Here is a 19,140-nt window from a genome sequence, read left to right on the forward strand (position 1 = left end):
TTCTCAAGTCTATTTCGGACACGCTCTCAAACCGTCAGATAGTTGACGGTTCGGAATGTTTCCGCGGAACCGTCAATAATCTGACGATGCGGTACAGGCGGATTCGTCATCATTCGAACGAGACGAACTCGACTACAGATCTTGGACCGCGCACATGACTACCGATCACAATCCGGCTGAGGGAAACGAGCCTCGGTCGACGTCCCACAGCTTCGAATCAGCGGCACACCCGTTGGTCGCGCTATCGCTGAGTACCACACTCGCCACAATTGCCGGAGTGCTCACCGACTGGAATACGGGGGCGCTGGTGTTCCTCTCCGCCACCGCGCTTTTCGGCAGTGCACGGCGAACGTCCTGAACTCAGATACCCAGGCACATGGCGTCCGCTACGCCGGCCAAGCCGGCATCGAAGGCGCTGGGTTGCGCCCGCCGCAGCAGATTCTCGACCAGCCCGCGGGCGAGCGGATGGTTGTAGACATAGTGCGGTGCGGTACCCGCCGCTGTCCGTAGTGTTCGCACCGCTGTCGTGTCGTCGCCGAGTTGTCCGTACGCCCGGGCGACGTCGATGCCGTGCCGGATATGGCGTTCCCGGCTCGGCACCGACTCGAGAGCAACACTGGTGTGATGGCGTAGAGCCAGCTCGGGCTGGTCGAGTTCGACTGCGATCTCGGTGGCATGAATGGCCACGTTGCCGGGACCGAATACCGTCTGAAAGTCATTGCGGTCCAGGCCGATCCGGGCCGCGGTACGTTCGGCCTCGCGCAAATACTGCCAGGCCGACGCGGAGTCGTTGTGACGGGCCGCCGCAACCGCACACCGCAGACCGAGCGCTCCGTACAGCGAAAGAACCTCCGCCGAATGCGTGCCCATTTGATCTGCGAGGTCGTCCATGGCGGCTTCGGCCACCACGAGGACCTGCGCCGGCGATCCGGTGTGTAGCAGCACGCCGCAGCGTTCCCACGCCGCGCACGCCAGCATCAACGGATCGCCGGACCTGGCCGCGGCGGCGGCGGCAATCTCGACCGCGGTCCACGCCAAATCGTGGTAGCCCAGTTTGTTCAACACCATTCGCGCGACTTGGCTCGTCTCCACGATCAGTCGACCGATGACATCCAACTCGTTCGCGCCGGCCGCACCGAGAGCCCGGATATTCAGTTCGGCCACCAGATTCGGAAGGGCGAGCATGACCTCGGGCAGGCTTGCCGCCTGGCGCATGCGGACCACCCGGTCGACTTCGGCACGCAATATCGGAAGTGATTGCGGTTCGGTCGCTGCCCGGATCGCCGGGTAGCCGGACAGAATCAGGCTGGTTCGCTGTAGGGCGCTACGGAGGGCTGGCACCGCGTGGTGTCCACCATCCTGGGCGGCTGCGGCGGGCTGATACGGCTGGCCGAGCAACCAGCCGACATCGATCTCCAGTAGCCCGGCCAGCTTGTCGATCACCGAATGCTTTTCCAGCGCAACCTGATCGTGCTCGACGGCCCACACCCACGACTCCGGCCAATCGCCTAATCCGCCCAGCTGGGCGATGCTGAGATTTCTTGCGCACCGTGATCGGCGAACTCTCGCACCGACACTACCGGCGTTCGCATTGCTCGCCATACCCGATTGTCTCGAGTTTCGACCTAACGCACGCCATTTGTCCGCGAACTCGAGCCGAACGCTGCGGCCGACACGCCAACGAAATTCGGGGCACTCCAATTCGGGGCACTGCTCGAGAGCCTCCGCGGCGCGCCCCTGGCGTAGCGTTTAGCCCGTCCGGGGAGTTTGCCACTCGTAATAGCCAGGGCAACAACACCATTCGCTATCGGCAGGACTGTGATGCCATCTCTTTCCCGCTTGACCGCCACCGCCGCCCTCTGCGCCGCGCTGACCGCGGGCGCCACTGCGGTCGCAGCTGCGGCCGTACCGGATTCGACCGCTGTGCCGGTTGCCGATTCCGGCTCCTCCAACGTCACCGGCTCGGCCGCCGCCTACGGGGTGGATCTGATCCAGATCTTTCTCCAGCAGACCGGGTCCTCGGCGCTGGCGCGTTCACTGGACCAGTTGGAGTGCACGCTGGGCGGGCACCAGTTCAGCAACGGCACATGCATTATCGGCGGCATCTGAACGCGTGACCTGCAGCGGCAGCCGGGTCGCCGTCCCGGATGCCGCTGCGGGTCACGCACGTCGCCGGGTCGGGGCTCGCCCGGGAGGTTGGGTCGGTGTGGGGGTTGGCGGCGGAGAGTCGGTGATCGGCTGGGTGATCGGGTGGTCGGTGGTCACGACGAGTGTGTGGTCGTGGTGGGTGATGTGCAGTGGGTCGCCCTCGCGCAGGGTGTAGGTCGCCGCCTGCGCGGTGATGTCGATGGCGAGGCGGCGGCCCTGCCAGTGGAGGGTGAAGGCGAGGCGGGTCACGGTTTCGGGTAGTCGGGGTGCGAAGGTCAAGGCGCGGTTCTGATCTCGCATGCCGGCGAGTCCGGCGATGACGGCGATCCAGGAGCCTGCGAGGGCGGCGATATGCAGACCGTCGCGGGTGTTGTGTTCGAGGTCGTCGAGGTCCATGAGCGCGGCCTCGGCGAGGTAGTCGTAGGCGAGGCTGAGGTGTCCGACTTCGGCGGCGATGACCGCCTGCGTGCATGCCGACAGCGAGGAATCCCGGACGGTGAGCCGCTCGTAGTAGTCGAAGTCGCGGACCTTCTGATCGGCGGTGAAGGCATCTGTGCGGCGATACAGGGCAAGCACGAGGTCCGCCTGTTTGACGACCTGTTTGCGATACAGGTCGAAGTACGGATAGTTGAGCAGCAGCGGATAGCCGTCGGCGGGCGTACCGGCGAAGTCCCACACCTGATGGTCGGTGAAACCCTCGGCCTGCGGGTGCACGCCCAGCGCCTTGTCGTAGGGGATGTACATGGTTTCGGCGGCGTCGCGCCAGTAGGCGGTCTCCTCCTCGTGGAGCCCGAGTGCGCGAGCCATATCGGGGTGCCGGGCGGCGGCGTCGGCCGCGGCGCGCAGGTTCTGTTGCGCCATCACATTGGTGTAGACGTTGTTGTCGGCGACGGCGCTGTACTCATCGGGTCCGGTCACACCGTCGATGCGGAACCGGCCGTCGGCGTCGTGATGACCGAGACTGGCCCAGAGCCGGGCGGTTTCGGCCAGCAACTCCACACCGATATCACGCTCGAAGCCGTGATCGCCGGTGGTGTCGATGTACCGCAGAACGGCGTCTGCGATATCGGCGTTGATGTGGAACGCGGCCGTCCCGGCGGGCCAGTAGCTCGAGCATTCCTCGCCGTGGATCGTGCGCCACGGGAACGCGGCGCCCGCGAGGCCGAGCTGGGCGGACCGCGCGGTGGCCATGGGCAGCGTGGCGTGCCGCCACCGCAGTGCGTGCGCCGCCGCATCTGGAACGACCTGGGTCAGCACCGGCAGCACGTACGACTCGGTATCCCAGAAACTATGCCCGTTGTAACCGGGCCCGGTGAGACCTTTGGCGGGGATGGCCCGGCCTTCGGCCCGGGCACCGGCCTGCAGCAGGTGGAACAGCGAAAACCGCAGCGCCTGTTGAATTTCGGGATCACCCTCGAGCAGAATGTCGGCGCGAGACCAGAATTCGTCGAGGTACTCCCGTTGTTCGGCGCACAGGGCATCCCACCCGGTGCGGCGCGCACCGGCGACAGCGGCGTCGACCTGATCGCGCACGGCGGGCAGCGAGCGGGTCGCCGACCAACCGTAGGCGACGAACTTGTCGATCCGAAGCCGTTGTCCCGGTTGCAGGTCCGTGGTCACGGTCACCCGCCCCAGATCCGGGAAGCTCTCCGACTCGACCTGGGTGGAGTCGGGCCCGTCGACGATATGGTCCATCACCGCGGCGAGATACAGCCTGCTGCGCTGGGTCGAATGCACCAGCCCGGCGCGGGTGCCCTTCGCCGCATGCTCCTCCCCCACCAGCGGCGCGGTATTCGTCGGCCCGGCCCTGGGATCGGCGTCCGGCGCCGGAAGTTCTTCATTGGCAACGAGTTCGGACTGCACCACCACCCGCACCGGCCGATCCAGCGCCTGCACCTCGTACCGGATCGCGGCGATGGAACGCTGCACCAGCGACACCAATCGGATCGAGGACACCCGAACACCACGATCGGCCGGGGATACCCAGTCGGTACTCCGGTGCAGCACCCCGTCCCGGAAGTCCAGGCACCGCTCGTGCGCATCCACCCGGCCGTAGGTGAGATCGAAGGGCTCATCGTCGACGAGCAGCCGGATGAGCTTGCCATTGGTCACATTGATGACCGTCTGATCGGACTCCGGATAGCCGTAGCCGGTCTCCGCGTACGGCAGCGTGCGCAATTCGTGCACCCCGTTGAGATACGACCCGGGCAGCCCGTGCGGTTCGCCCTCGTCGAGATTTCCGCGCCAGCCGATATGCCCGTTCGACAGCGCGAACACCGACTCCACCTGCGCGATGATGCCGAGATCCAATCCGGTCGCCCGCAGGCACCAGGGCTCGACCTTGAACGAAGGGTGGTGGATCATTTGCTGCCCAGCAGATCGGCCAGATCCGTCACGACCCGGTCGGCGCCGTGCGCCAGCAGCTGCTCGGCCTGCCCGGCCCGGTCGACCCCGATCACATAACCGAATCCACCGGCGCGCCCCGCGGCGACACCGGCCAGAGCGTCCTCGAACACGACCGCCTCCGCCGGCTCGACACCGAGCGCCCGGGCTCCGGCGAGGAACATGTCCGGGGCGGGCTTACCGGCCAGATGCTCCCGCTGTGCGGTGATGCCGTCGATGCGTTCCTCGAACAGCTCCTCGATATGAGCGGCGATGAGCACGTCCTGGCAATTCGTGCTCGAGGACACCACCGCGCGCCGCAACCCGGCCGCCCGCACCGCATTCACGTAGGTGACCGAGCCCGGATACGCCTGCACCCCGTCGTCGTGAATGCGGCGCAGCACGATCTCGTTCTTGCGGTTGCCCAGGCCCTGCACCGTCTCGGCGTCGGGCGGGTCGTCGGAATTGCCTTCGGGCACAGTGATTCCCCGGGATTTCAGAAATGCCCGGGTCCCGTCGGCGCGCGGCATGCCGTCGACATAGGTGTCGTAATCCTCGATCGGGTCGAAGGCGACGAACGGTTCCTCGCCGCGCTCGGCCCGGGTCTTCAGATAGGCGTCGAACATTTCCTTCCACGCGGCGGCGTGCACCTTCGCGGTCTGGGTGATCACCCCGTCGAGGTCGAACAGGCAGGCGCGGATGCCGTGCGGCAGTCCGAGGACGCCGAGTTCCTGCGGATCGGGTGAGGTCATCGTCAGATCTCCGCTCGTAGTGTTGGTCGCCTCGGGCCCGTGTGCGCTCAGGTGCCGGTGTTGCCGGTATCGGGCAGCCAGGGCAGCTGCCAGCCGGGGTGACCACGCAGCAGTTCGTCGGCACCGGCCGGCCCCCACGACCCGCGCGGGTAGGACACCGGTTTCGGTGGATGATCGATCATGGGCTGCAATATCCGCCAGGTTTCCTCCACCACGTCTTCGCGGGTGAAGAGGGAATGCGCACCGGTCAGCGCATCGTGCAGCAGGCGCTCGTAGGGTTCGGGCGGTTGGCCGAGTTCGGCGGCGAAGGGCAGATCCATGTGCACAGCCTGTTCGGTCGTGCCGGTCGCGCCCTGCGAGGCGAGGATCAGCCGCAGAGCGGGGTCCGGATCGATCCGCAGTACCAGTTGGTTGGCGGCGACCGGTTGCGGCCGTGGCAGAAATGTCAGCGGCGGCGGGCGGTGGAAGACAATCCTGACCTCGGTGGCGCGGGTGGCGAGCGCTTTGCCCGCCCGGATGAACCAGGGCACACCGGCCCAGCGCGGGGTGTTCACCTCGAGGCGCAGGGCCACGTACGTCTCGGTCACCGATTCTCTGCCCACACCGGTCACGTCCAGGTAGCCCTCGTACTGGCCGGCGATCGTGTGGGCGGGGTCGACGTCCGCGGTGGCCCGGAAGACATCGGCCTTGCTGTCCCACAGCGCACGCGAACCGGGCCCCGCCGGGGCCTCCATGGCGAGCAGGGCCAGCACCTGCAGCAGGTGGTTCTGTACCACGTCGCGCAATGCCCCGACCGAATCGTAGAACCGCCCGCGGTCCTCGACGCCGAAGTCCTCGGCCATCGTAATCTGCACGGCGGCAATGTGATCGCGATTCCACACCGGTTCGAACATGATGTTGTCGAAGCGCAGGAAGGCGATGTCGAGCACCGGTTGTTTGGCCAGAAAGTGGTCGATCCGCAGAATCTGGTCTTCGTCGAGGGTGCGGTGCAGTTCCTCGTTGAGAGCGCGAGCCGAGTCGAGGTCGTGTCCGAACGGCTTCTCGATCAGCACCGAGGCGCCGTTCGTGAGTTTCGCCTGCCCCAGCGCCGTGACCACCGGGCCGAACAGTGCGGGTGGTATCGCCAGGTAAAACACTGGCGCAGAGGCATTCTCCAGACGCTCGGCGAGTTCCCGGTACGTGGCCGGATCGCTGAAATCCCCGCGCAGATAGCTCAGGCGCCGAGCCAGCCGCTCGAATACCTCCGGGTCCACGCTCTGATCGCCGGCCGCCAGCGCCTCCCGCGCCGCGGTGACAAGCCGGTAGTGGGACCAATCCGCGTGTCCCAGCCCGATGATCGGGCAGTTCAGCCGCCCGGCCGCTTCGAGGCGATACAGCGCCCGGAAGGTCATCTTCGCCGCCAGATCCCCGGTGATCCCGAAGACGACAAACGCGTCGGCACGGGTCGATGTCGCATTCATGTCAGGCTCCTCGCGCAGGAAGACCACGGCACAGCTGCCGACGCTACTCCGAGGTTACCGACCGCAACACCGGAAGTCTCGGGCGACAGCAGCCGAACGCCGCCGACCTGCCCGCCGTGTTCGCATGGATGTAACACACCACCGCCGGGCCGTAACGCCGCCGCCGTATCGTCAGCGCATATCTCGCTGAGACGCACGGTGGAGGGTGGTGGCGAATTCGATGAGCGGACAACGTATTACGTTCACGGTTGCCGATTGCCTGCGCGCCGTCGCTGCGCAGACGCCTCGATTGGCGCTGCTCTCGGTCGATCTCGGCCGGGTCTGGTAGACCCTCACTTCGTTCGTTGCTTCCGGCCGGGTCATGCCCGGCACGCTCCGGGTTCTGTTGTGGACCCGCATTCGCGGCGCAGTCGCGCCCGCTCCGTTCGCACGGCGTCGATGCGCCGTGCCCACGAACAGTGAGTTCTGCCATGTCCGAGTATTTGCCCAGCGGGCTGCCCGAGGGGTACAGCCCTGCCCTCTACAACGATGACCTCGCCCCAGCCAAGAAGCGGAACTGGGGTATCTACAACATCTTCGCCATGTGGATGCAGGACATCCACTCCATCACCGTCTACACCTTCGCCGCCGCACTGTTCTTCATGGGACTCAATGGCTGGCAGGTGTTCATCGCGCTCGTGGTGAGCGTGCTGATCATCTGGGGGTTGATGAACCTCACCGGCATTGCCGGACAGCGCACGGGGGTTCCGTTTCCGGTGCTGGCCAGAGCAAGTTTCGGCGTATTCGGCGCGAATATTCCGGCCATGATCCGGGCCGGTATCGCGGTCATCTACTACGGCATCCTCACCTATCTCGGTTCGGTCGGGTTGCAGATCGCTGTGCTGCGGATGGCGCCGGGACTGAAATCGCTGACAGCGCACTCCTTTCTGGGCCTGCACGCGCTGGGCTGGCTGTGTTTCGCGGTCATGTGGGTGATCCAGCTCCTGGTGGTGCGCCACGGTATGGACACCGTGCGCCGCTTCCAGGACTGGGCCGGACCGGCGGTGTGGATCATGATGTTCGCGCTTGCCCTGTGGATGGTCGCGAAATCGCACGGCCACATCTCCTTCAACCTGTCCCCCGATCAGGCCACCGGGTGGCATCTGAGCTATGAAATGCTCGCCGCCGTCGCGCTCAATGTGTCGTTCTTCTCGACGCTGCTGCTGAACTTCGCCGATTTCGGGCGACTGGCGCCGAACAGGCGAACGGTGGTGTGGGGCAACTTCTTCGGGCTGCCGGTGAACTTCACGCTGTTCGCCATCGTCGCGGTCACGGTGACCTCGGCCAGTATCGTGGTCTACGGCGATGCCATCACCGATCCGGTGAAGCTGATCGAGAGGACCGACAGCACGCCGGTGATCCTGGTCGGTGCGATGGTATTCGTCATCGCCACCATCGGCATCAATATCGTGGCCGACTTCATTTCCTGCGCCTACGATTTCGCCAATCTCGCGCCCCGGCGCATCACCTTCCTGCGCGGTGGGCTCATCGCGGCCGTGCTGTCGATTCTGCCGTTGCCGTGGCACCTGTACAGCAATCCGGATTCCATCAAGTATTTCGTCGGCGGACTCGGCGCGTTCCTCGGCCCGCTGTTCGGCGTGCTCGTCGCGGACTACTGGCTGATCCGGCGGGGTCGAGTGGACGTGCACGCCCTGTATTCGGCAGATCCCGAGGGCCCCTACTACTTCGAGAAGGGCGTGAATCCGCGGGCCGTGGCGGCCATCGTCCCGGCCACCGTGATCGCGGCGGTGACGGCGCTGGTTCCGGCGTTCACCGATGCCGCGCCGTTCTCGTGGTGCATCGGCGTCGTGCTCGCCGTGCTGGTGTATCTGCCGCTGTCCTGGGCGGGCCGGCACGCGGCGCCGGTCCAGATCACGGTGGACCCGAGCCCGGAATTGGCGCCGGTGTCATGAGAATCGTTGTGATGAACTGCAATACGTCCGCGGCGATGACCGAATCGATCGGTGCGGCCGCTGCGGCGGCCGCCGGACCCGGCACCGAAATCATTGCCCTGCAACCCGAATGGGGCGTGTCCTCCGCCGAGGGCTACTACGACAGTTTCCTGAGCGCGGCGGCGGTGCTGGACCGGATCACGACTCTCGACCTCGAATTCGACGCACTCGTCATGGCGGGTTTCGGAGAGCACGGTCGTGAGGGCGCCCGTGAACTGCTCGATGTCCCCGTCGTCGACATCACCGAAGCGGCGGCCATGACAGCAATGCTGATCAGTCCCCGATTCGGAGTCGTCACCACGCTGCGGCGATCGGTGCCGCAGATTCACGACAGTCTGCTCACGGCTGGGCTGCTGTCCCGCTGCGCCGCCATCGATGCCACCGAACTCGGTGTGCTGGAACTGGATTCGGACGGTGATCGCACCCTCGCGGCCGTCCGGATAGCCGCGGAGCGAGTCATCGCCGAAGGCGCGGAGGCCGTCGTACTCGGATGCGCGGGCATGGCCGACGTCGCCGAACAGCTGCGCGGAATTCTCGGCATTCCGGTGATCGACGGCGTTGCGGCAGCGGTGAAGATCGCCGAGGGACTGGTCGATCTGCGTCTGCGCACCGCCAAGTCCGCGAGCTACGCCCCGCCGATGCCGAAAGCGCGTCCCGGCTGGCCGGTCAGCACACACATCCACACTCGTCCCGCGAAAGGGGCCACCCTGTGACCGTCGTTCCGCTCATCGATCTGTCGCTACCCCGCGAGCGTGTGGCGGCACAGATCGACCAGGCCAACCATCAGGTCGGATTCTTCGGCATCGTCGGCCACCGCGTTGATCCACATCTGCTAGACGAAATGTACACGGTGACAACCGAATTCTTCGATCTCCCGATCGAGGAGAAGCTCCGCTACCGTTCGATCGAACCCGGTATCAGCCGCGGCTATATGCCGCCGAAATCCCGGGCGCTCGCCCAGACGCGCGGCAGGATGACTCCCGCCGATCTGGTCGAGTTCTATTCCATCGGCGCACTGACGATTCCGCCCGACGACCCGTACTATTCCCCCGCACAGGCCGGAGTCAATTTCCGCCCCAATATCTGGCCGCGGCACTCCGCACGATTCCGCGAGGTGTGGAGCGAGTACTACCGCGCCATGGAAGCCCTCGCCGCCGACCTCATGCGCCTGTTCGCCCTGGCGCTGCGGTTACCGGAAGCGTTCTTCGACAACCACATCGATCGCCATATCTCCAATCTCTTCGCCAACCACTACCCGCCGCTGGACGACGACCCGGAACCGGGCCAGCTCCGCGTCGGCGAGCATTCCGACTACGGCAGTCTCACCCTGCTGTACCAGCGTGACGAGGTCGGTGGACTGCAAGTGCACACCGGCGGCCGCTGGCATCCGGTCGCACCCGTCCCCGATTCCTTCGTCATCAATATCGGCGATCTCATGCAGCGCTGGAGCAATAATCGCTGGGTCTCCACTCTCCACCGAGTCCAGAATCCACCCCCGGGCACCCCCGCCGCCCGCCGGCTGAGCTTCCCCTTCTTCTGTCAGCCCAACTACGACACCCTCATCGAAACCCTGCCCACCTGTAAGGACACCGATACGCCAGACCTGTTCGAGCCCATCACCTCCGGCGCGAACATGATCGCCAAGACCGAGTCGAGCTTCGCGCTCTAGGCACCCGGATTCCTCCGGCTCCGCGCCCTGCCGCGACCTCAGCCGACGCTGCGGTCGCGGTCAGCGCGTGGCGAACGCGTCCTGGACCTTGTGCGGGTCGGTGATGTCGTTGACGAGCAAGAGCTGCACCAGGATTCGGGATTTGGACGGGTTCAGGTCGAGGGAGGCGACGGTGCCCAGATCGTCGTCGTTCACTTCGGCATTGCGGACCGTCGAGCCCGAACCGACCCGGGTGGAGCGCACCGCGATGATGCCCTTCTTCGCCGCGTCGCCGAGGGCGGACAGGACCGGTTTGGCGGTATTGCCGTCGCCCACACCGGCGAGCACGATGCCCTTGGCGTCATGGCCGAGCGCATCGTTCACCGGGTCCGCGTCCACACCGGCATAGGAGTAGACGATGTCGACGCGCGGCATCGAATTCTCCGGGACCGGGAAGCGGGGACGGTGCTGTTCGGTTGCGGGACGGTAGAAGTGGACCTCCGCGGCATCGACGTGACCCACCGGGCCGTCGTTGGGCGAGACGAAGGTTTGCAGGCTGGTGGTATTGGTCTTCGTCACATCGTGCGCGCCGTGGATGGTGTCATTGAGCACCACCAGCGTGCCGTGCCCCCGCGCGTCGGGCGATGCGGCCACCTGGACCGCCGAGCGCAGATTGGCCGGGCCGTCGGCGCTGAGCGCCGTGGAGGGCCGCATCGATCCGGCCAGCACGACCGGTTTGTCGGCGGCAACCACATTGTCGAGGAAGAACGCGGTCTCCTCGATGGTGTCGGTGCCGTGCGTGATCACCACGCCGTCGGCCTTGTTGCCGGCGAAGATCTCATTGATCCGGCGGGCGAGCGGGAGCCAGACCGCATCGCTCATATCCTGGCTGCCGATATTGGAGATCTGCTCGGTGGAGAGGGTGGCGATCTTGTCGATGCCGGGGACCGCGTCGATGAGGTCCTTCGCGCTGGCCTCGCCCGCGGTGTAGCCGACCGCGGAGTTCGCATTGGCCTTGCCGGCGATGGTGCCGCCGGTGGCCAGGATCGTGATCCGCGGCAGGTTGCCGGGCGCGGGGGCGGCTTGACCGGACGCGGGCGCGGGGGCGGCCCGGCCGGAGGTGGCCGTGGTGGAGGCCGGAGCACTGTCACTGGCCGGATCGCTGCACCCCACGACCAGAACAGCAACGCCGGCGACAACACTCGCGAATACAGTGGCGGACTTTCGCGCCATTCGACACTCCTTCCGACTCCGGTCGGTCAGCCGAGAGTTGTCGCCATTGCCACGGCGACCGGTCCCAGCAGCGGCAGGACAACATTGGAGAGGGCGTAGACGATCGTGTAGGACATGAGCGGGGTGGTATTGCCCGCGACCTGCTGCACGGCGGTGATGCCGGGCGTCGAGCACTGCTGACCGGTGATGGCGCCCAGTACGAGTGGCGCCGGGAGCTTCATGAGCTTCCATCCGACCGCGAGTGAGATGCACGCCGGGATGCCGGTCATGAGCACACCGGTGATCGGCAGGCCCCAGCCGAATTTCTGCACCAGACTCACGGCCTGCGGGCCGGAGGTCAAACCCACCACCGCGATGAACACCGATAGGCCGAGAGTCTTGATGACGTCCGCGGCGGCCGGAGCGTACTGGCCGATCACCGGATTCTTCGATCGGAACCAGCCGAACAGCAATCCGGACAGCAGACAGCCGCCACCGGTGCCGAGCGTCAGCGGAATGGTGCCCAGCTGCACCACCCCCTTGCCGATCAGGAACCCCAGCGCCACCCCAAGCGCAATGTAGATGATGTCGGCCTTGACACTCGGGTCGAGCCGATAGCCCAGCGCCGGAACGGTTTTGGCGAGATCCGCCTTCGCCCCCGTCAGTTTGAGAGTGTCGCCGCGCTGGACGGGAGTGTTCGGCCGCAGCGGAAGTTCCTTGTCCTCGCGCACCAGGCCGGTGACGTAGAGCCCGGTCCCGAGGTGCTGCCCCAATTCACCCAGCGTCGTGGCTTTGACGTGGCGGTGATCGAGCACCACCTGGGCGATGTCGAGGCTGGTCCCCAGCGCCGCACCGGGCACGATCTCGGTGCCGATGGCGCCTTCGGCCGGCACCATATCCTCGCGCCGCCCCACCACGAGCACCTCGTCCCCCGGCTGCAGGACGGTGTCGGCGGCGGCGCTGACCGAATCGCCCTTCCGGAGAACCCGTTCCACGGTCAGATTGCCACCGAGGTCGGACATGACCCCGCCGATGGTGCGCCCGGCGACCTGCTCGACCTTGAACGCGCGGCCGACCAGCTCGGGCGCGGCGGCCACATGCTGGCCGTCATCGTCGTCATCGCCGCCGCCGAGCTGCTTCCACAGCTTCTCCGCCTCGGTGCGCAGGTTGACGCGCATGACGAGCGGGAAGATCTGGCTCGACAGCAGTACGACCACGATCAGTCCGCAGATATACGAAATCGAGTACGCGGTACCGACATTCGCCTGCAGCGTGGCGATCTCGACGGCCGGCCGATCGAGGCGGGCGATGGCGTCGGTGGCGGTACCGACCGCCGCGGACTCCGTCGCGCCACCGGCCATCAGACCCGCCGCGGTACCGGGGTCGAGATTCAGAATGAGCACCGCGGCCGCGGTGATACTCAGGACGCTGGCGACCTCGATCACGGTGAATGTGCCGTACCGCAGGCTCTTTCGGTTGAGGCTGGCGAAGAATGTGGGACCGGAGATATAGCCCAGGGTGAAGATGAACATGGCGAAGGCGATATTCTTGACCTGGTCGTTCAGGACTATGTGCCCTGCCATGCCGACGAAGATGGCCACGATCAGGGTGCCGGCGACTCCACCCAGCGACAGCTTCCACACCCGGATCTTGCCGACCGCGTAACCCCCTGCCAGACAAAGGAACAGCGCCAGCTCGGGGGTGTCCTGCAGCAGCCTTTTGACAGCGTCCATGAATCCCTCCTAGGTCGGGCGCGGTCAGTGGCTCGCGGTGCTGCTCCGGAATTCTTCGTGATAGTCGTTCATGACCGCCCGCAGAGCCGCACCGATCGTGTCGTAGCTGCGCTGATAGAGATTGGCCAGTGATACCCGCACCGACCACTGCGGGCCGTCGAACCCGCCGCCGTTGAGCAGTACCACCGATCCGACCTCGGCCAGCCGGAACACCGGATCGACCGGCTCGTGCTCGGCCTGCAGCCAGGTCGCGAACTCGGGGCTGTAGTTCTGATGCACCCAGACCAGGAGGTCGATCTCCACGTAGTAGTTCGCCGCGTTCGGATCCTGCGGCACCGGAATCTCGAGGCCGTCGCACAGGGCCTTCAGGCGGCGGGCGATGATCGCCTCGCAGTCCCTGCGATGCTGCGAATCCTTGTCCAGCAGATCCGAGAGCGCGAACAATGCCATCTGAACCTGTTGGGGCGTAGACAATCCCGCGGTGTGATTGAGCGCCACGTCCCGTGAATCCGCGACCATGCGATCGATGAACTTGAGCTTTTCCGGTTCCAGTGCGATCGAGAAGTAGCGCCGAGTCAGCCGATCCTTCTCCGCCTGCGGCAGCGCCGCGATCCGCTTGTCGAAGGAATTGTCCTTCGCCACCGCGATCACGCCCAAACGCCAACCGGTGCAACCGAAATACTTGCTGAAGGAGTAGACGCCGATGGTGTTCGCCGCGGCGATCGACATCAGCGATCGGAAGTTCTCGACAAAGGTCCCGTACACATCGTCGGTAATGATGGTGAGGTTCGGGTTCACCTTCTCCGCGATCTCCGCGATTCGCTCGATGGTGGAGTGATCCAGCATCACCGACGGCGGATTCGACGGGTTGACCAGGAACAGCGCCTTGATCGTGGGATCGGTGAGCTTCTCGATCTCCGCGGCGGGGTACTGCCAGGTGTGCATGCCCGTCGCGGTCTCCCTGGAGGCCTGCAATTCGACGACATCGAAGTGAAAGCGTTCCAGCTCAGGGATTTCCAGGTACGGCGTGAAGATCGGGGTCATGATCGCGATGCGGTCCCCCGGCGCCAGCAGTCCGTTCACCACGGCGCTGTCGAACAGGTAGCACATCGCCGCGGTGCCGCCCTCGGTGGCGAACAGGTCCCATCCGCCCGCCGGGGCTCCGCCCATGGTCAGGTCCAGATAGTCGTGGACGACCTTCTCGATTTGGGTCAGCATGCGATCGGGGACGGGATAGTGGTCACCGTGGATCGCATCGGCCAGCTCACCCACCCAGGCGTCCGCGTCGAAACCCGCCCGCGCGGTGCCGTAGTCGACCGCGCCGCGCAGCAGCGCCACGGCCGGGGTCTCCGCCTGCGCGGTGAGGAATTGATCGAGCCGTCCCGCGATACCGTCGGCCTGCGGCATCCCCGCCAGTTCGGGAAACTCACCCCAGTCCCGCCTGGCCTCACCGGCCGCGAACTGCCCCAGCAGATAAAACGCCTCACGGGGAACGATGGACGTCCAGTTCGGATTGCCGCGCCCCGCGTTGATCATCGTATGAGCGGTCTTCTTCAGATTCTCGTCGGCCAGATCGATGAGTTCGTTCTTCAATTCGAACGGGCTGAGCTGCTCGTACTTCTTCTCGGTAGCCCGGTCGACCTCGGTATTGTCAACGCTCATTCTCCAAAACCTCCGCATGTCGACGTCCGGCAGGTTCCCAAATTCAGCGCTCATCGTGACCTTCGAAGTGAATCCTGCATCATTATGCAGCAACCCCGCAGCAAATCGGAGGTATTCCAACCCCTCCTGCCCGACGATCAGCGCCGCGATCTCGACCGAATCGGCAGACGGGGACGAGCGGGCCGGGCAGAATGACTACAGCAGCTCTTCATCCGCCGAAAGAAGCTCGTTGTCGAGCGGGGTGCCGAACATGTCGAAGCGGCTTGTGCGCCTGGTGGGTGGGTCTTCGTCGTCGCCTTCATCGCCATCCCGAGCAATCTCGCGGCGAATCGGTGACCGCATATCCTCAGTGCGGATGGTGATTACGCCATATATCTCGGGCCTTTTCAGGAAGGCGAGGATCGGGTCGAGATCGTGACGCAACCGCATGACCTGATACTTGTCGAGAGGCACGCCGATAATGGCTTGCAGCACCATATTGTCAACCTGTCCACGGATCAGATCAACATCTTGCGGTGGTGGCGGATTCCATGCTGGCACTTGCCTTTTAGGCATCCGTACAAGCAGTTCAGTGACCGTGACGTTCAAGAGGCGGGCTTCTTCACGAGCGAGCTTGGAGAGCACCCCCGCGCAGCCCGAGGACCGGGAGTTGCGTTGCATCTTGCTGTAGAAATCTACGGCTCGTTCGAGCACATAGATCCGCAATTGATTCGGATCGGCACCACCGTCCGGTGCGAAACGGCGTTGCAGTTCCGAATCGCCGGCTTGCGCCCAGTGAGCAAGCTGGCGCGCGATGAGGAAGTCCCCGATGCTGAGAAACCGTGACACACGTAGCAGATCCACAGCCCGCACACCATGATTGGCCATCAACTTCAGTAGTGCCTGGGCATCTCGACGCGCGTCGCGTTCCGCGTGACTCTTGCCGAACCAGCGCAGCAACTCCTCTCGCACCGGTGCGAGGCGACGGTTGACGTCAGGGTGCGAATAGGCAATGGCCATCGCACACAAACGGGTGAACAGCATCAGCGTCGTCTCGGAGTTCGGTTTGCCTATCTCATCGGTTCGCTCGCTGACACGTTGAACGACTGAGACCAGTGCATTGATCTCCCCATCAGCGCTGTGCACGACCAGAGCCTCTGCTCTCTCGAGGTGGAATTTGGCGATCTCGTCACGCAGAAATCGTCCGATGCGGCGGCTGTAAGTCCTGTCCAGCCTCTTGATGCGCATGATCTCACCCAGATGCGCACTCTCGGCATCACCGACTGCGAGAGCACGGTGAGCGTCCACGGCGGCGTCCATGACTCGCAGACAGATTTCCATGTCTTCGGGCCCTGACGTGACATCGATGAGATCGAGGCGAGTGAGGACCTGCTCGGCGATATCGATGATGTCTGCGGCGTGTTCGTCTCGCCGTTGGCGGTGCTGATGCAATGTCCGAATCAGCCTGTCCGCTGAGTGTGCGATCGCACCTGCGTCACCGGCATCGACGGCCGCCTCGTACTCGGATCGGTACTGTTCGTCGGTACGAGGCCGACCCTGCCGGATATTTCGCAACCGGGCCCGGGTGTATTCGCGCTGCGCGTAGGCGAGGACGTCCGGCGGTACGCCAATGCCCTGCTGACGCAGCCACGCAACCAGCGCGGCACACACCTGATGCCAGTCCTTGAAATGCTTACGGGTAACCGTTGTTACCGAACGCTCGGCTTTCTTGGCCAGGGCGGTCATCGTGACCAGGGGTAGATCGCGCCCAGCGCGCTCGTGTTCGACAACGATGGCCCAGGCGGCTTGTAGCAGATCCTGTCTGGTCGCCTGATTCTTCGCCTGGTCCGCGGCAATCCGCCCGGGACTTAGCACGATGGCTGGTCAGCCTCCCACCGATCTCAGTTGGAGTTGACGCAACGCCCTCTCACAACTCGACGCAACAGAGCGTGCGATCGAGGCGCACAGCCCGGTTTAAGTAGATTTGCAGGTTACCCGCTCAGTAACGTGTCCCCCGCCGAACCGACGAAAGTCTCACCCCCAGAGACGAAACCGCGAGAGCTCGGTCCGTGACACACGGCCTGTAGGACGACCGTGCGCCACGTGGAGCTTGTGCCCACGCACCCACGTCAACGAGTGCACCGATACCTCACGGAGAGATGACCCAGTATGACCCCGAAATGGGTTGGCCCGCAGCACGAACAACCAGAACCGCACAGCTGCCCCACCACCATGGTCGATCTCGCCGCGCTGGCGTTGATCTTGACAGCGGTAGTCGCCCTGGTGGTCTTCGGCAGCGCGACCGCCGCCGTCCTGGCCGCGGCCGGCGGCGCCGTCGCGCTCTGCTACCGGACGTGGCGCGGCCACCACACCGGCAGCAAGGAATAGTTCGCCCATACCGAGACTGGCTGCAGGGCCAGCGACAGCGACGGCCATTTTCGCTCGCCACGATCCGCACCGGCGTGGATAGAGCCGAATCCGTGGCTAGAACTGGCCGGACTGGTCCAGGGCCTGCTGGGCCTGGCTGGTCGCGTGCCGCTTGGCCTCTTCTCGGTCCCAGGCGTTCAGGCCCTTGGTCTCGAAGAGCCTGTCGCATTCGGCGCTGGCGAAGCCTGCGATCAACTCCTTGGCGAGCGCGTGTGACGGGGGCTTGCCGTTGGCGGCGCAGTGCTTCTCGTAGGCCTTCATCGCCTCGAATCCGGCGGCGCCGCCGATCAATTCGTGCGACAGCTTCGCCTTGTGGTCATCATTGTTCGGGTCGATGTTGTACACCTGATCGCGCTTGGCGCTGTCGTTGCCGAAGAAGTCGAACAGACCCATGGGGTTCCTCCCGAAGGCTCAACTGCCGGTGCGCTACCACATCGGAGACTCCCTGGAAGGTAACACCATCCAGTACCCGGCTCGCCGATTTCCTTGCAGGCCAACACCATTGGAACCGACCGGTTGGAGCGCCACTTCGGCGGCGGTCACAGCACTGCGCTAGGGTTCCCGAAGGTCCTTCTCGCAGGTAATGGAATGACAATCGGCCTGCCACCGCGCGTAACGAGTCCGGAATCCGCCGCGTGGGCCTATTGGCCATCACCCGAGGACGCGATCGACGGTGTCGGCTACCGGGTCGCACGCTTGATCGGACCGGATCTCGAGCTGGTGGCGATCGGAAGCCCCATTGCCACAACAACACCCAAGCCGCCGCACACATGGCTGCGCTATCACGACGGCCAGGGCCGAGTGTTCGGTGCGGTCACTCTCCCGTGGCCGTCGTTCGTCACAACCGACCCGACGTCATGTGCGGCCATCGCATCCGCGGTGGCGGCACTGCTGCGCGAACCGAGCGCGCACGGAGCGAACGCAACGACCACCAGCGCCCCGATGGCCGTCGACGCCGTCTACCGGCCGGGCACGATAACCGCCTTCGACTCCGGCCTGTTCGTTCGCGCGACGATCATCGGGCGGGGTCGCGCAGTGGCGGCGTGGGGCACGGCGGAACCCCCGCACATCATCACACTCGATGGCTGACCTACCCCTCTCTACGGAATCGCCGCGACGTCTCGGCAACGATCGAATAACACCGGCGTGGCAGCACGTCAATTCCCCCGATATGTGCTTGACGGCTACCGACGCGGCCTTGCGGATTCGGTTCAAAACTTGACCCATCCACAACACTCGCGGCGACGAACTAGGAAGAACACTGGACCACTGCCGTTGTGCCGCACCATGAAAGGAGCAATGTGAAACGCATCGGTTCAATAGGTCCCGTCGCCCTACCGCGCCGCTGAAGAATCGCTTTTCGAGACACTCCAACAGAGCGCGGTGCGCGTGTAATCCGCAGTGGTGTACTACCTTTCGACGTCAGAGATGGTGGCGATCATATGCCGGCAGCTGTGGCGCGGTGTTCGAGTTCGCCGCAATTGGTCATTAGACCAATTTCCGGATTTTCTACTGACTGGTTCCAGAATCAATTACCTGGTGATGGAGATGCTCGACGTATCGCCGAAGTTCTGGTCGCCGAGTCCTCACATGGTGGGACTCCGAGCGCCGCTCGGTCGATCGAATCGTGCCCGAGAATGTCCTGCGCGCGGAGCGTATCCGCACCGCTGCCGCGGTGACTTTCTGCAGGCCGCGCGTAACGCGTTTCGCCTGAATATCGTTAATCCAGTGTAGCTAGAAGCTGCT

At 64.9% G+C, this 19,140-nt stretch carries 15 protein-coding genes; 6 read left to right on the forward strand and 9 right to left on the reverse strand.

Annotated elements, in window-relative coordinates; genetic code table 11:
- Window positions 1-360 precede the first annotated feature (360 nt).
- A complete protein-coding gene (locus OG326_RS29290) occupies window positions 361-1,488 on the reverse strand; it encodes a hypothetical protein (protein WP_327140355.1) in 1,128 nt (375 codons plus the stop codon).
- 333 nt (window positions 1,489-1,821) lie between these two features.
- Here OG326_RS29290 and OG326_RS29295 point away from each other — a divergent pair, with 333 nt between their 5' ends.
- Window positions 1,822-2,109: a hypothetical protein gene (locus tag OG326_RS29295; RefSeq protein ID WP_327140356.1), complete on the forward strand. Its 288-nt coding sequence runs from the start codon at window positions 1,822-1,824 to the stop codon at window positions 2,107-2,109.
- Window positions 2,110-2,160: 51 nt separating this feature from the next.
- Here the strand turns inward: OG326_RS29295 and OG326_RS29300 are convergent, their stop codons facing one another.
- From OG326_RS29300 to OG326_RS29310, 3 genes are read right to left on the reverse strand one after another with little or no spacing between them, the layout of a single operon-like run.
- Complete coding sequence (locus OG326_RS29300; protein ID WP_327140357.1) at window positions 2,161-4,512, reverse strand: glycoside hydrolase family 65 protein; 2,352 nt, start codon at window positions 4,510-4,512, stop codon at window positions 2,161-2,163.
- Window positions 4,509-5,282, reverse strand: coding sequence for a beta-phosphoglucomutase family hydrolase (locus OG326_RS29305; RefSeq protein WP_327140358.1), 774 nt, complete (start codon window positions 5,280-5,282; stop codon window positions 4,509-4,511). The genes OG326_RS29300 and OG326_RS29305 overlap by 4 nt, the downstream gene beginning before the upstream one ends.
- 47 nt (window positions 5,283-5,329) lie before the next feature.
- Window positions 5,330-6,742, reverse strand: coding sequence for a glucose-6-phosphate dehydrogenase (locus OG326_RS29310; protein WP_327140359.1), 1,413 nt, complete (start codon window positions 6,740-6,742; stop codon window positions 5,330-5,332).
- A 470-nt stretch (window positions 6,743-7,212) separates the two neighbouring features.
- Here OG326_RS29310 and OG326_RS29315 point away from each other — a divergent pair, with 470 nt between their 5' ends.
- From OG326_RS29315 to OG326_RS29325, 3 genes are read left to right on the forward strand one after another with little or no spacing between them, the layout of a single operon-like run.
- Window positions 7,213-8,694 (forward strand): NCS1 family nucleobase:cation symporter-1, encoded by a 1,482-nt coding sequence (locus OG326_RS29315; RefSeq protein ID WP_327140360.1) that lies wholly within the window; start codon window positions 7,213-7,215, stop codon window positions 8,692-8,694.
- Complete coding sequence (locus OG326_RS29320; RefSeq protein ID WP_327140361.1) at window positions 8,691-9,446, forward strand: aspartate/glutamate racemase family protein; 756 nt, start codon at window positions 8,691-8,693, stop codon at window positions 9,444-9,446. The genes OG326_RS29315 and OG326_RS29320 overlap by 4 nt, the downstream gene beginning before the upstream one ends.
- Window positions 9,443-10,402 (forward strand): isopenicillin N synthase family dioxygenase, encoded by a 960-nt coding sequence (locus tag OG326_RS29325; protein WP_327140362.1) that lies wholly within the window; start codon window positions 9,443-9,445, stop codon window positions 10,400-10,402. The genes OG326_RS29320 and OG326_RS29325 overlap by 4 nt, the downstream gene beginning before the upstream one ends.
- Window positions 10,403-10,462: 60 nt before the next feature.
- Here OG326_RS29325 and OG326_RS29330 read toward each other — a convergent pair whose 3' ends face one another.
- From OG326_RS29330 to OG326_RS29345, 4 genes are all read right to left on the reverse strand, one after another.
- Window positions 10,463-11,614, reverse strand: a complete 1,152-nt coding sequence (locus tag OG326_RS29330) for a type II asparaginase (protein WP_327140363.1) — start codon at window positions 11,612-11,614, stop codon at window positions 10,463-10,465.
- 26 nt (window positions 11,615-11,640) lie between these two features.
- Window positions 11,641-13,326 carry an aspartate-alanine antiporter gene (gene aspT / locus OG326_RS29335; protein WP_327140364.1) on the reverse strand — a complete coding sequence of 562 codons (1,686 nt, stop codon included), beginning with the start codon at window positions 13,324-13,326 and terminating at the stop codon, window positions 11,641-11,643.
- 24 nt (window positions 13,327-13,350) lie between these two features.
- On the reverse strand, window positions 13,351-14,988 hold the full coding sequence (locus OG326_RS29340; protein WP_327140365.1) for a bifunctional aspartate transaminase/aspartate 4-decarboxylase: 1,638 nt from the start codon (window positions 14,986-14,988) through the stop codon (window positions 13,351-13,353).
- 195 nt (window positions 14,989-15,183) lie between these two features.
- A complete protein-coding gene (locus OG326_RS29345; RefSeq protein ID WP_327140366.1) occupies window positions 15,184-16,713 on the reverse strand; it encodes a hypothetical protein in 1,530 nt (509 codons plus the stop codon).
- A 423-nt stretch (window positions 16,714-17,136) separates the two neighbouring features.
- Between OG326_RS29345 and OG326_RS29350 the strand changes: the two genes are divergently transcribed.
- Window positions 17,137-17,355, forward strand: coding sequence for a hypothetical protein (locus tag OG326_RS29350; protein ID WP_327140367.1), 219 nt, complete (start codon window positions 17,137-17,139; stop codon window positions 17,353-17,355).
- A gap of 96 nt (window positions 17,356-17,451) precedes the next feature.
- Here the strand turns inward: OG326_RS29350 and OG326_RS29355 are convergent, their stop codons facing one another.
- On the reverse strand, window positions 17,452-17,787 hold the full coding sequence (locus OG326_RS29355) for a DUF3759 domain-containing protein (protein ID WP_327140368.1): 336 nt from the start codon (window positions 17,785-17,787) through the stop codon (window positions 17,452-17,454).
- A 195-nt stretch (window positions 17,788-17,982) separates the two neighbouring features.
- Between OG326_RS29355 and OG326_RS29360 the strand changes: the two genes are divergently transcribed.
- Window positions 17,983-18,483: a hypothetical protein gene (locus OG326_RS29360; RefSeq protein ID WP_327140369.1), complete on the forward strand. Its 501-nt coding sequence runs from the start codon at window positions 17,983-17,985 to the stop codon at window positions 18,481-18,483.
- Window positions 18,484-19,140 lie beyond the last annotated feature (657 nt).

This window comes from Nocardia sp. NBC_01327 (assembly GCF_035958815.1).
In the GTDB taxonomy this organism is placed as follows: domain Bacteria; phylum Actinomycetota; class Actinomycetes; order Mycobacteriales; family Mycobacteriaceae; genus Nocardia.

What these genes read in the sequence shown, in the direction of transcription:
- OG326_RS29295 (WP_327140356.1), top strand. Translation starts at nt 1,822, where the DNA reads ATGCCATCTCTTTCCCGCTTGACCGCCACCGCCGCCCTCTGCGCCGCG.
- OG326_RS29300 (WP_327140357.1), bottom strand. Translation starts at nt 4,512, where the DNA reads ATGATCCACCACCCTTCGTTCAAGGTCGAGCCCTGGTGCCTGCGGGCG.
- OG326_RS29305 (WP_327140358.1), bottom strand. Translation starts at nt 5,282, where the DNA reads ATGACCTCACCCGATCCGCAGGAACTCGGCGTCCTCGGACTGCCGCAC.
- OG326_RS29310 (WP_327140359.1), bottom strand. Translation starts at nt 6,742, where the DNA reads ATGAATGCGACATCGACCCGTGCCGACGCGTTTGTCGTCTTCGGGATC.
- OG326_RS29315 (WP_327140360.1), top strand. Translation starts at nt 7,213, where the DNA reads ATGTCCGAGTATTTGCCCAGCGGGCTGCCCGAGGGGTACAGCCCTGCC.
- OG326_RS29320 (WP_327140361.1), top strand. Translation starts at nt 8,691, where the DNA reads ATGAGAATCGTTGTGATGAACTGCAATACGTCCGCGGCGATGACCGAA.
- OG326_RS29330 (WP_327140363.1), bottom strand. Translation starts at nt 11,614, where the DNA reads ATGGCGCGAAAGTCCGCCACTGTATTCGCGAGTGTTGTCGCCGGCGTT.
- aspT (WP_327140364.1), bottom strand. Translation starts at nt 13,326, where the DNA reads ATGGACGCTGTCAAAAGGCTGCTGCAGGACACCCCCGAGCTGGCGCTG.
- OG326_RS29340 (WP_327140365.1), bottom strand. Translation starts at nt 14,988, where the DNA reads ATGAGCGTTGACAATACCGAGGTCGACCGGGCTACCGAGAAGAAGTAC.
- OG326_RS29345 (WP_327140366.1), bottom strand. Translation starts at nt 16,713, where the DNA reads ATGACCGCCCTGGCCAAGAAAGCCGAGCGTTCGGTAACAACGGTTACC.
- OG326_RS29350 (WP_327140367.1), top strand. Translation starts at nt 17,137, where the DNA reads ATGACCCCGAAATGGGTTGGCCCGCAGCACGAACAACCAGAACCGCAC.
- OG326_RS29355 (WP_327140368.1), bottom strand. Translation starts at nt 17,787, where the DNA reads ATGGGTCTGTTCGACTTCTTCGGCAACGACAGCGCCAAGCGCGATCAG.
- OG326_RS29360 (WP_327140369.1), top strand. Translation starts at nt 17,983, where the DNA reads ATGACAATCGGCCTGCCACCGCGCGTAACGAGTCCGGAATCCGCCGCG.